Raw genomic sequence first — 12,343 nt, 5'->3', positions numbered from 1 at the left:
TTGCTGTGCTGCGTGGTTGCGCCGAGTAGTTGTGCTGCGTCGCGCTCGAATGCGGGTCGCACCCGCTGACAGCCCGCGCCGCTGTCGTCAGCACCGCGCAGCCGCGAACTCTGGCCACCACGAAAGGAAGCACCATGTCTGATGCGAATGCCCGCCTCGCAGCACTGCGCGCCAAGCGTTCGGCCGCGCCAACCGGAACCGCCCGATCCAGTGGCACCGCAGTCGCCGACGCCGACCCCACCGCCGTCGACCGTGCAGCAGCCGTTCCCGCGGCCAGCGATCCCACCAAGGTCTGGCACAAGACGGCGTGCGTGCTGTGCTCCAACAACTGCGGCATCGAGGTGCGGCTGGACGGTCGCAGGATCACTCGTGTGCGCGGTGACAAGGACCACCCTGCGTCCAAGGGCTACACCTGCGAGAAGGCACTGCGGATCGACTACTACCAGAACGGGCGCGACAGGCTGACGGCCCCGTTGCGCCGCAAGGACGACGGCACGTTCGAGGAGATCAGCTGGGACGAAGCGATCGCTGAGGTTGCCGAGCGCCTCACCGCCATACGCGACTCGGTGGGCGGCGACAAGATCCTCTACTACGGCGGGGGCGGCCAGGGCAATCACTTTCCGGGCGCGTACGCCCGCAGCGTGCTGCAGACGCTGGGCGTCAAGTACCGGTCGAATGCGTTGGCGCAGGAGAAGACCGGCATGTTCTGGGTGCAGGGCCGGCTGTTCGGCAGGCAGAACATCGGCGCCATCGGCGATTTCGAGCACACCGACTGCGCAGTGTTCGTCGGCAAGAACCCGTGGCAGAGCCACGGCTTTCCCGAGTCGCGCAACGAGCTCAACAAGATCCGCAACGACGACACGCGCAAGCTGGTCGTGATGGACCCGCGGGTGTCCGAGACCGCTGCCATGGCGGACCATCACCTGCGGGTTCGTCCCGGCACCGATGCGTGGGCGCTGGCGGCGCTGCTGGCGATCATGGTCGAAGAAGGGCTCACCGACGACGCGTTCCTGTCTGAGCGCTGCACCGGCTGGATTGAGCTGCGTGCGCTGATCGCCGGCGTCGACATCGCCGGCTGCGCCCGCACCTGCGGCATCGACGAAACGGAACTGCGTGCGGCAGCGCGCGCCATGGGCACTGCGCGCTCGTTGTCCACTGAGGAGGACCTCGGCATCGAGATGGCGCCTCACTCGACGCTGAACAGCTGGCTGCAGCGATTGCTGTATCTGGTGACCGGCAATTTCGCGAAGCCCGGCGGTATGAATCTGCCGCTGCGTCTCGCTCCCGTCTGCGGGCATTCCGGCGAGGGCGAGACGGATCCGGTCACGGGCAACGCCATGCTGGCGGGTCTGGTGGCGTGTGCAGCGATACCGGACTGCATCGACACCGATCATCCGAATCGGTTCCGAGGGATGATTGTGGAGTCGGCGAATCCGCTGCACACGCTGCCCGACTCGAAGCGCTTCCGCGAGGCGTTCGCCAAGCTGGAGTGCCTCGTGGTGATCGATGTGGCGATGACGGAAACGGCTCGTGCCGCGGATTATGTGCTGCCGGCGTGCTCGCAGTACGAGAAGCCCGAGGCCACGTTCTTCGCCGGCGAGATGCCCGCCAACTACTTCCAGGTTCGCCATCCCATCTTGGCGCCGCTGGGCGATTCGCTGCCCGAGCCGGAAATTCACCAACGGCTGTTAGCGGCGATGGGCGGACGGCCTGCGGCTACCGACAACTTGGTGGCAGCGGCCCAGCGGGGCCGCGAGCAGTTCATCGAGGCACTCGGTGAGGCGTTCGCCTCCGATTCGGAGGTGGGTGCCAAGCTGCCGGCGGTGCTCTATGAGTCGCTTGGCTCGACGCTGGGGGCTATGGCACCGGCATCGATCATGTTCGGCGCGGCGATGCAGGCCTCGATGCGCTATCCCGACGAAGTGCGGGCCGCAGGCATCGAAGGCGACGGCTTGGAGCTGGCCGGCAATCTGTTCGACAAGCTGGTGAGTTCGCCGTCGGGGATGATCTACAGCGTCAGCGAGTACGAGCAGACATGGGACCGCATCGCGCATGCCGACGGCAAGATCCATCTGTTCATCGAGGAGCTGGCCGACGAGTTCCGGTCGCTGTCAGATGCTGCTGAGGGGGTCCGCTCGGTGGCTGACGAGGAGTTGGCTGCGACTGCCCAGCGGGACCGCTTCCCGTTCGTGCTCTCCGCCGGTGAGCGCCGTTCGTCCAACGCCAACGATGTGATCCGCGATCCGCAGTGGCGCAAGAAGGACAAGGCCGGCTCGCTGCGTATCAGTCCGCATGATGCAACGGCACTCGGCGTTGTGGACGGCGACCGCATCCGCATCGTCTCCAAGCGAGGCCAGGCCGAAGCCCCAGCCGAGGTGACCGACACCGTCATGGTCGGCCACGTCACACTCCCCCACGGCTTCGGCACCGAGTATCCCGACGAATCCGGCGAGCACCGCATCCACGGCGTAGCAGTCAACGAACTCACTGACATCAACGACCGCGACCCCCTCGCCCTCACCCCCCACCACAAACACGTGAGAGTAGCCCTAGAACCCGTCGTAGGTTGACCGCGCGGGTTTGCGGCATATCACTTTCGTGGGCGATCCGTTCATACCCTCTCTCACCATGGTGATCTGAGCATCCGTCGCCATACACTATTGGGCGCCTTCATACAGCACCTCGACATCGCGACCCCAGCACAATCCAGCTAGCTCGGTCAGCTCCATCATGCGTTGCTTCGCTACCGCAGCGCTGCTATGGCTGTGAAGCTGCCATTGTGTATGTCCTGGCACTGGCTTGTAGGGCTTATGTGGGATCCGCTTCAGCTGTCGCCATTGAGAGTCGGCAGTTGAGATCGCACGGGGTTGATAGCCCCACTTGCCTTTCCTGCTGCCGGGGAACTTGTTGCCCAACTCACGCAGAGTACCGGGGATCATAGATTCGATCGCTCCGGCAAGCACCCGATAAGCCTAAGCACTGCTGCTTACGGGAAACTCTTTACCCATCAGACGGACAGAGATCGGAGATTCAGCGTAACTGCTTGTTGATTTAGCGTCATCGCTTGTTGGTCGCCTCAAACGATCGTCGTCCGTTTGCAGTTGGTCGGGTCCGAGACGATATGGGTTGGGAGCACGAGCCTCTTCCTGTCCTGCCGGCAGCACTTGGACAGGGTCAGAGCCCACAGAGTGTTGATCCCAAGTGGCCGCAACATTGCGTTGCTCTAACGCTCTGGACTCACGGAGCAAAAGTTCCTTTGCGTACTGGTCCACTAGACTTGCATCCAGGTTCTGCAACTCCGATCGCTGCTTGGCTATTGTTACAAGGAGAACGAGCAGCGAGGAGTCGGGTCCCGACAATAGCTGATGCCAAACCGATCGTAGCAGTTCTATGACCTTGTCTCTGTCGTCGACACGCCGTATTCTGGCTTCGGCATCATCCAATGCGTCACCCAACAGTACAGCATCTCGTCTGAGAAATCGACCAATACCTTTAGCCAGATCGCCTATGTCACCGCTCAGCATGTCGAAGTGAGCGAACCTACATTCTGCTAGCGTTCGATTCTTCATTGGCAGGAAGAAGTCCCACGATTCGCCATCCGCCATCACCAGAAGATTCTCGGGATAGATCAGCTGGGTAATGACGGAGGCGCTAGTCCCGGTATCGGCATGTTGATCGTCGTGCTCGCAATAGCCCTGATGTGCAGCGAAAATCAACACACGCGGCACACCATCTTGGCCCATCAACGCTATGTCCACCTTCTCACCGTGGATCGACAACGAATACTGCACTTCGCCGAGTCGAACATTCCAACCATGCTCTTCCACGATCGGTCGCAGAAAGTCACGCGCAATAGTCTCGGCATCGGCAAAGCTATCTGCGTCTCTTCGAGATTGCAGCTTCTGCCTCTGTTCGTTGAGCAGCGCCTCAAGCATTATAGTGTTTCCCCCTGTTTCGATACATGTCTGAGATCCTCAGTGTGACAGGGTCTAGCTTCGATTCGCTGGCAATGTTGCGGCATAGAAGCCAATGCGGAACCTTCGCTATACCTCAGCGTTGGGTATAGAGTAGCACAACATCCTTACCCCACTTCTTCCCGGCGAGTTCTGTGACTTCCTGCATCCAATCGCTCAGTTGCGCTGGATCGTCGCTCATGTACAAGTACCATTGCGCGTGCTTCGGCACTTGTGTATAGGGCTGCTTGTCGGTGTACCGTAATTGTCGAAATCTAGAGTCAGTGTCGAATATAGTTCGCGGTGACGTGCCTGTCGTGATTGGATACCGGTTCTCTAACTGCTGCAGAATATTGCCATTGGTAGCTTGGAGCTCTGCGACCAAGTGCAGATATGCCACCGTGGGCCCTTCCAGCGGATGTACTCGATTTGCAATGGAGATGCCGTAGAACTTGAATCCCAGGCCACTTTCGTTGTGACCATTCGGAGCCGGTCCATCGCCGTCAGCACCAGATACGTTAGGGTTCATGAATGCAGCCGACTGCTGGCGCAGGAACTTGTCGACTTCGGCCGCTAATGAATTCACAATTTGATTGCGAACGGCTAGTTTAGCCTGCATATCACTAATGAGTTGATTGCGCAATGTCCGCCGAGGAGCGATCAACACGTCTCTCCAACACCAACTGAGAAGTTTGTCGATCTCCTGACGACTCGCAAATCGATTTATTGCCGCCGTAGCTGCCTGTTCCGCGGTTCCAGAACGCACCGCTGTTGGAGACAGATACTTCACAAGATCCGCTGCTACGGTATCCTCGTCATTAAATTCGATATCAAATGACTGAAACTTCCGATCAGAAACCGGACGTTGACTAGTCGTGAGATAGAGATCCCACTTCTGGTCATCAGTGCATACCAAGAATGGAACCTGTTGACTGGCTGCGACACCGATGGACTCTTCGGCTCCTTCTTCCAGCGGATGATGATGTTGCCTCACTTGTACGAAGATCAGCGGCTTGCCTTGATGACTGAACAGCGCTTCGTCGAATTGGTGACTGCCAACGAGATACTGTGTCTGCCAGTGATCGGGTTCAGCTGGGTCCCAGCCGAGGTGCCCGAGTATCGGCCTCACCACGGACAGCTGAATGGCGCCCTTGTTGTTGAGTTTTCCTGCTTGAAGATGATGTTTGGCTTTGCCGAGCGCTGCCACAAGTTCCCCGTTTGCCCCGTTGCTGGCCATTTCCTACCCCCAGAAGACTCTCGTGACCAGATATGCCACCGATTCTAGCCCTCCCGATGCGGATGGTTGGCGACGCTGGACGCAACACACGGCGAGAACTCCCTCGGTGCGCGGTTGTCAGATGCTCTGGTGCCGCTTGTGCAGCCGCCGCTTGAGCGATGCCACCGGATTCGGGCAGGCCGACCGGCTACAGCGACGGCGCAGAGTTGAGGGCGGCGTGGCGTTGGCGGACTTGGGCTGGGTGGTGGGCGCGGACGTAGTCGGGGTTCTGGGCGAGGGCGAGATCGAGCAGCTCGAGTCGGTCCGGTGTCTGCAGCCATGGCACAGGCACGTACAGCGGAAGGTTGAAGCGGCGCAGCTGGTCGAGGCCGCCATAGATCGCTCGCTGGTACGCCGCCCGCTGCGGCCAAGTCATGTCGTGCGGGCCGAAGCCGACACCACAGTCCAGCAGCAGCCGCTGGCCAACACCAGATCGGCGCAGGCGCTCGATGTGATGCCCGAACCAGTCGCTCATCACCGCCGCAGGGTCGCCGCCGACGTCACGGACACTGCGGAAATCCCGCCCCAGCATGAATGGCAGCACCACCGTCACCCCCCGTTCGGCTGCCAGCTCCACCATCTCAGGAGACTGCAGCGCATCCCCGGCATTCAGCACGGTTGCACCAGCGTCGAGTGCTCGTCGGGCCACCTCCGGCTTGCGAGTATCGATCGCCACCTCGGTGCCGAGCGACAGCAATCCCCGCAGCGGGCCCGAGACCCGCTGCCACTCGTCCTGCGCACTGACCTCTTCGCTGCCGAGCGTGGAGCCTTCGCCTCCGAGATCGAAATAGTCCGCGCCGGCGTCGATCAGCTCGCTGCCGCGAGACACGGCTTCGGCGCAGGTGCGGACCACCGAGAACTCTGCCTTCGAGTCCGGAGAGGCGTTGACCACGCCGAAAATCTCCATCGCTGCAACCTAGTTGCGCGGACGGTGGCGGTGGCCGGCAGGTGATTGTGATGCGTGGTGCTGCATCGTTCACGGTCCGGGCAGGAACGAGCCATTGACCTGTCCGGCGAGCAGCCGCATCCTGGCGCCGGCGGTCATGTGACACCCTTGCCCTACGGTTGTGCATATGACGAGCGGCAGCACCTGTGGCGGCGTCCGAATTGACCGCAGCGGCAATGACCGGGCCGGATTCGAGGACCTGGACGGCCGGAGAAGCGAGGGCAGGATCGAGAGCCGCGGCGCGTGCCGGCACTCCAGCTTCAGATGTCCGCTGCGTGCCGACAGGGATTGCTTCCGCAACGACATGATGGACGATTGCTCCTGTGGCCATCGGCTGCGCTGGTCGCAGTGAGCATGGCGCCGCGTTACCGACCACGGCCGGCGCCGCGCCCTCTAGGCGGGTCGGAGTGTGCCGCAACTTCCGCTGCACCTGCCGAGCCACGCCGGCCACGGCCCACCGCGCGTCCTCCAAACAGATACAGAAACAGCCAGAACGAGGACGACCACATGGCAGACACCGACCATCCGGATGGTGCGGGCACCCGTCGCCTGTGCCAAGCGGCTGGCCACAGCTGCCACGTCGATGCGCTCGACGCAATACCGGGCACGGCCGGCGCCGCGTCCTCAAACCGGTGGAGAAGCAGCCATAACGAGGACGACCACCATAACGAGGACGATCACATGGCGGACAGCGGCCAGGTGGCTGCTGAAGGCGCTGATCACGTCTGTCAAGTGGCTGGCCATTGGCATCGTGCATCTGGTCGGTTGGGTCTTGGTGGCATGGATGGCGCTGGTTGTGGCAGCACTGTGGCTGGCCGCGCTGATGGGCCGGATCTTTCTTTGGCTGCTCTTCTGGCCCATCTACCTCGTCCGAGGCATCTGGCGGAGCTAGCCGTCGCCTGCGCAGCCTCGATCCGTGCCAGCACAGCGATCCCAGCACGGTCACCTCGAACCCCAGCACGGTCAACGTTGCACCGGACCTCCCCGAGTCCCATGACGACAGCGACATGCAGACCGCGAGCCACGCGGTCCGTAGCCACGCCTACCGCAGTTTCGCCGCTGCGCCTTGCGGTGTCTGCATCAGCTCGGGGACGGTCGAGCGGTTGGGGCCGTGCGAGCGACGCTTGAAGATCCCGACAGCCTGGTGCGGGCGGTGGCCTGCGAGGCCGCCCGACATGCGCACGTGTTGAGCGCAACGACGGACGGCGCCCGCCTCGGCCGGCGCGACCAACGAAGGTGGGGCGCACCGGCAACCCGAAGGTCGTCGTCAAACGTCGGGCACGAAATCCGTTGGCGTCGCCGACGGGACAGCAGCAGGTGGGAGGTCGACGCCGAGATCGCAGAGCAGAGGCTGGACATCTGTTGTGGAACTGTCCGTTACGCGCCGCTCCACGCGTCCGGGACTGGGGTGCGCTCGTGGTTGGCACGCCCGCACGCCATGGCGTGCCGGCCGCCAGACCTGCCGGCTGTCACGATCCGCTCGGGCCTGCTACAGCTCTGCAGTCCTTGCGTGCCGCGACTTCGCCGCCGGACCTGCGGGCTGTCCGGGTCCGCTCGGGCCCGACCAGTGTCCTGCACGGCGATCGCAGCCGGAATCACCAGACACTGCAGCCAGCGCGCCTGTGCCGCCGCGATCTCAACAGCCAAAAGCTCCGCCGCCGCGACCAGCAGCCGATGGCCAGCAGCCGACGGCGGTCGCTGACTTCCCTGCGCAAGCCTCAAACTGTGCTGTGCTGTTCTGCTATATTCTATATCATCTTAGTCAGTGTCCTGTACGGCGATCGCAGCCGGAATCACCAGACACTGCAGCCAGCGCGCCTGTGCCGCCGCGATCTCGACAGCCAAAAGCTCCGCCGCAGCGACCAGCAGCCGACGGCCGGCAACCGACGGCGGTCGCTGACTTCCCTGCGCAAGCCTCATACTGTGCCTTTTTGCGCTGTACTGCGCTATTTTATGCTGTTCCATTATATTCAAAGATTTCTTATTATTTAAAAGTATATTTCTTGATTCCGTTGGTTGCCGGATTCTGAAGCCGCCGAGGTGCCCAGCGGTAGGGCCATTCGTGTACGAACCCACCGGCGTTGGTTCGGATGCGGTCGGTTCCTCTGTTCCGCTGGCCTCGACCCGCCATCGCGTGTGGGCGATTCGACTTGCACCCCACTCCTGCGTTCGTGCCCGTCATCAGTGACGCAGGCCGCGCCATCGCGTGCGGCAGCAGTTCTGGCATCGGCACGCGAAGCACTCGCCGGTTCGAGTCCTCCGATGCACCGAGCCGCCGGCTAGCCGAGCTTGCGGCCAACCGCTGCCGAGCGCGTCACACCCCTTGCGTACGGTTCCTAGGGTGGCAGTTGAGGGTACGCGCAGCAGCGACCGCAGCATCACGAGCGGCAGTGACGACACGGTGACAGCCCGAGTCGGCGATGCAGAACTCGCGCCAGATGGCCTGTTCGACGGTGCATCGCTGGGTGACCCCGCTCACTGCCACCAGCTGCGAAGCGTGTCACACCCCCTGCCTACGGTTGCTGCCATGAGTACCGAACATTCCGGGAGCAGCAGGCACACGCCAGACGAGCAGAGCGATGGCCAGTGGGCACTCTCGAACGGGTCGCGCAGCGCCGAACCGCTCAGCAGCCGCGCCCGCGCTCACACGGTAGCGAGCGTGTCACACCCCCCGTTTACGGTTGCTGCCATGGCAAGCGGTGTACGCAACAGACCCGAGAGCGGCCGCGGGCGCCGTGACGGCGTTCGCTCGACGGAGGCTGTCATGTCCGGCGAGCCGCACGCGTGGCCCGAGGTGCTGTCTGATACGTGGCTGGGTGTGGATGTGTCGCGGCTCGGTGATGGGGCGCTGCGTCGGCGGTTGGCGCAGGTCGGTCGTGCCCGGTCGCAGCTGGCCGCAGTCGAGGCTGCTGCGCTGAGCGAGATCGCCCGCCGTGACGGCGAGGCCGCCGCCGCGCACACCGCAGTCGACGTGCTGTCGACTTCAGGCCGAACGGCGCGCCATGACGTCAAGACCGCCGTGGCGCTCGCCGCGCTTGACGCGACTCGTGAGGGCCTGAGGTCGGGCGCGGTGCCTGCCGCGCACGCACGCATGATCGCTCGCGCCGCTGGGGACGCGCCGGTCAACGAGCAGCACCTGGCCGAACGCGCACGAGTCGAAGGTCATGACGTGTTCCGTCGAACCGTGGCCCGTCACGTCGCCCACTGCAGCGGCGACGACGGCGCGTCGCTGCTGGACCGGCAGCGCAGGCAGCGTTCGGCGCGTGTGTTCACCAGTCGTGAGACAGGCATGACGGTGGTGAACGGCCAGTTCGACCCGATCACCGGCGCGCGCATCGCCGCAGCCGTGGATGCCGCAGCGAACCGCTTGTTCCGCAATGAGGACCCCGATAAGCGGCTCACACCAGCACAACGCACCGCCGACGCAATCGCCAATCTCCTGTGCGAACCTGACGCGTCGCGGCCGGCGGGCACCGCGTTGATGCTCGTGGCCGACTACGACACCCTCAACCAGCAGATCGCCAACGCGCGGCTCGCCAACGGCACACCAGTGCCCATCTCAGAGATCGCCGGCATCGCCGTAGACGCCGGGATCCTGCCTGCGATCTTCGACACAGCGACCGGGGAGCTGAGAATGGGTCGCCGTCGCCGCTCCGCCACCGAGCTGCAGCGCAGCGCGCTCGCACTGCGCGACCAGGGCTGCGTCGGCTGCGGGGCTACGCCGGAGCTGTGTAGGGCGCATCACATCGTCGAATGGCAGCACGGCGGCAACACCGACCTCGACAACCTCGTGTCGGTCTGCCACCACTGCCACCACCACAACATCCACCAAGACGGCTACACCGTCGAACGAGACCCGAACACCGGCCGTTACAGGCTCCGACCACCCAACAAACCGCCAGCGAGCAGGCAACCAGCAGCCGATCCGTCGTCAGCTGCTCCACTGCCCGTCACAGCGTCGTCAGTTGCCTCACCGCCCGTGACACCGTCGTCAGCCAAGCGTCCGTCCGCCATGACGCCGCGAAGCAAGCAACCGCCTCGCAAGTCATCCGGGCGGCCCGCAGCCGACATCGACTCGACCACGGGCACCGCCGCCCTTGTTCAGTCTGGCAGGATCAACGCCGCCGAGCCCGCAGCCGACATCGACTCGACCACGGACACCGCCACCCGGGGCCCGCCCGCCTGAACCGGGACGGCAGTCCCGCCTGTCACCTGTGGGAAGGCTCGCCATCGGCACAGCACCACTGCGGGCACGACCACCCGAGCCCCGCCCACGTAGACAGGCCCGCCCACGCAAACCCTAGGGTTCCTGGCCTGCCGTGCAGCACACCACCGCACGTAGGCGGTGGTGTGTGTGTAGGGGCCTCCGCGGCTGCCGTGTTCTGCTTGTGCAGCGAGGAGCCGCACGAGAGCGGTGGTGTGGGCAGGGGCCTGCGCAGGCAGTACTGCAGCCTCCGCGTGGGCGGCGGGAACGCCACGAGACCGACGAGACTCCAGCGTGCTGGCGCAGCGGCCTCCACCTGCCGCAGGAACCACCGCACAAAGCACAGCGACCCCCGCACCGGCGGCCGGAATGCCACGAGACCGACGAGACTCCGGGCCTGCTGGCGCAGCGGCCTCCACCTGCCGCAGGAACCACCGCACAAAGCACAGCGACCCCCGCACCGGCGGCGGGAACGCCACGAGACTCCGGCGTGCTGCGGCAGGCGCCTCCACCTGTCGCAGAGGCCACCGCGCAAAGCACTGCGACCTCCGCGTCGTCGGCCGGAATGCCACGAGACCGACGAGACTCCGGCGTGCTGGTGCAGGCACCTCCGCGCACAGTCTTGCGGCGCTACGCATCCCCGGCTCGCAGCACACGCGCCGCGACTGCTGGGGCACGAAGGCCCCTGCCCCAGCTCCGCCCGGACTGCGACTCAAACCCGGACTTCACTACGAGCGCAGCCTCCTCAGTCCCGACACCGCCCAGACTGAAGGCTGCCCGAACTCCGCGAACACTCACTGCATCGGCAAACTCGCGCTCCTGCCCCCGCACCGCCCGGACTGCGACTCAAGACCGGACTCCATTGCGAGCGCAGCCTCCTCAATCCCGACATCGCCGAGACTGAACACTGCCTGAACTTCGTGAACACTCACTGCATCGGCAAACTCGCGCTCTTGCCCCCGCTCCGCTCGGACTGAACCTGGACAGTGGCCATCATCCCGGAAGCGGCTCTACCGGCCCTGTCTCCTCGCGAACCAAGTGCCTTATCGGACAGCACGCCCGAACAGGCGCCACGCCCGCACGGAGAACTCAACAAGTCAGCAACCGTCAGCGAGCGGTCGAACAGGCACACCTCGTCAGCTCGGTCCTCAGCTCGGTCATCAGCACACCTGGTCAGCTCGCGAGCGTGCGGTGCCCGCTGACCTGGCGGCCGCTGCCGCGGCGGCAGATCAGGCGAGCTGGGGGACGAGGTCCACGTGCAGGTGTGCTTGGGCTGAAGGCGGGACGGCGATGGTGCGACCGACCTGCGAGGGCAGGGACAGCTGCTGATGGGCTGCCCAGATGTCGCCCAGCCGCCGATAGGGCGCATCGGCCATCGGGCCGACGCGCCGAGTCGGTCCGTCGATGTGCAGCGAGACGAATTCGCAGGTTGCCGCGACGTAGCCGTCCTGGGTCTGGGTCATCACCTGGAACGCGTGAATCCGTTTGCGGTCGTAGCCGAGCAGTTGCACCGTGATCGAATACGGCTCGTCCGGCCCGATCTCGCGCACGTAGGTGACGTGATTCTGTGCGCTGAACGTCGTGACATCGCACGCTTCGCGATGTGCGGCACCAAGCCCGATGAACTCCATCCAAGGACCGATGGCATCGTCGAAAGCCACGAGGTAGTAGCCGGCGTTGAGGTGACCGTTGTGGTCGATCCACTGGCAGCGAACGGTGCCGCGCAGCACTTCTATCGGTGCCTCTGCTACCGGATCGGTCGAGCGAAGGTGAAGATCCTGCGCGGCGCCTGCACCAGCGCGTCGCTCATCGTGGGTGACCGACGTCGGCAGACCGGTCTCCAAACCGGTCTGCGACTGCCGCCCGGCCGCCTGCGGCACATTCTGAGGACCGGTCCCGGCAGCGGCCGTCTGAGGCGCCGTGAAGGGCTGCTCGCTCATTGCTCGCTCATTGCTCGCTCCGTG

At 64.2% G+C, this 12,343-nt stretch carries 7 protein-coding genes; 3 read left to right on the top strand and 4 right to left on the bottom strand.

Features of this window, described 5'->3' with window-relative positions:
• Positions 1 to 134 precede the first annotated feature (134 nt).
• Positions 135 to 2,570, top strand: coding sequence for a molybdopterin-dependent oxidoreductase (locus ACOGI4_RS08450; RefSeq protein WP_419841236.1), 2,436 nt, complete (start codon positions 135 to 137; stop codon positions 2,568 to 2,570).
• 402 nt (positions 2,571 to 2,972) lie between these two features.
• Here the strand turns inward: ACOGI4_RS08450 and ACOGI4_RS08445 are convergent, their stop codons facing one another.
• The 3 genes from ACOGI4_RS08445 to ACOGI4_RS08435 form a co-directional block, all read right to left on the bottom strand.
• A complete protein-coding gene (locus tag ACOGI4_RS08445) occupies positions 2,973 to 3,935 on the bottom strand; it encodes a hypothetical protein (RefSeq protein ID WP_419841235.1) in 963 nt (320 codons plus the stop codon).
• A gap of 115 nt (positions 3,936 to 4,050) precedes the next feature.
• Positions 4,051 to 5,190: a hypothetical protein gene (locus ACOGI4_RS08440; protein WP_419841234.1), complete on the bottom strand. Its 1,140-nt coding sequence runs from the start codon at positions 5,188 to 5,190 to the stop codon at positions 4,051 to 4,053.
• A gap of 187 nt (positions 5,191 to 5,377) precedes the next feature.
• Positions 5,378 to 6,136: a dihydropteroate synthase gene (locus ACOGI4_RS08435; protein WP_419841233.1), complete on the bottom strand. Its 759-nt coding sequence runs from the start codon at positions 6,134 to 6,136 to the stop codon at positions 5,378 to 5,380.
• Positions 6,137 to 6,926: 790 nt separating this feature from the next.
• On the opposite strand from ACOGI4_RS08435, the gene ACOGI4_RS08430 reads away from it, so the two are divergent.
• Together ACOGI4_RS08430 and ACOGI4_RS08425 are read left to right on the top strand one after the other, a co-directional pair.
• Positions 6,927 to 7,067 carry a hypothetical protein gene (locus ACOGI4_RS08430; protein WP_419841232.1) on the top strand — a complete coding sequence of 47 codons (141 nt, stop codon included), beginning with the start codon at positions 6,927 to 6,929 and terminating at the stop codon, positions 7,065 to 7,067.
• A 1,872-nt stretch (positions 7,068 to 8,939) separates the two neighbouring features.
• Positions 8,940 to 10,361, top strand: coding sequence for a DUF222 domain-containing protein (locus tag ACOGI4_RS08425; protein WP_419841231.1), 1,422 nt, complete (start codon positions 8,940 to 8,942; stop codon positions 10,359 to 10,361).
• Positions 10,362 to 11,608: 1,247 nt separating this feature from the next.
• On the opposite strand, the gene ACOGI4_RS08420 is transcribed toward ACOGI4_RS08425, so the two are convergent.
• Positions 11,609 to 12,319 carry a thioesterase family protein gene (locus ACOGI4_RS08420; RefSeq protein ID WP_419841230.1) on the bottom strand — a complete coding sequence of 237 codons (711 nt, stop codon included), beginning with the start codon at positions 12,317 to 12,319 and terminating at the stop codon, positions 11,609 to 11,611.
• Positions 12,320 to 12,343 lie beyond the last annotated feature (24 nt).

It is taken from the genome of Candidatus Poriferisodalis sp. (assembly GCF_965205175.1).
Classification (GTDB): Bacteria; Actinomycetota; Acidimicrobiia; order Acidimicrobiales; family Poriferisodalaceae; genus Poriferisodalis.
This window is presented reverse-complemented; position numbering and strand designations above follow the sequence as displayed.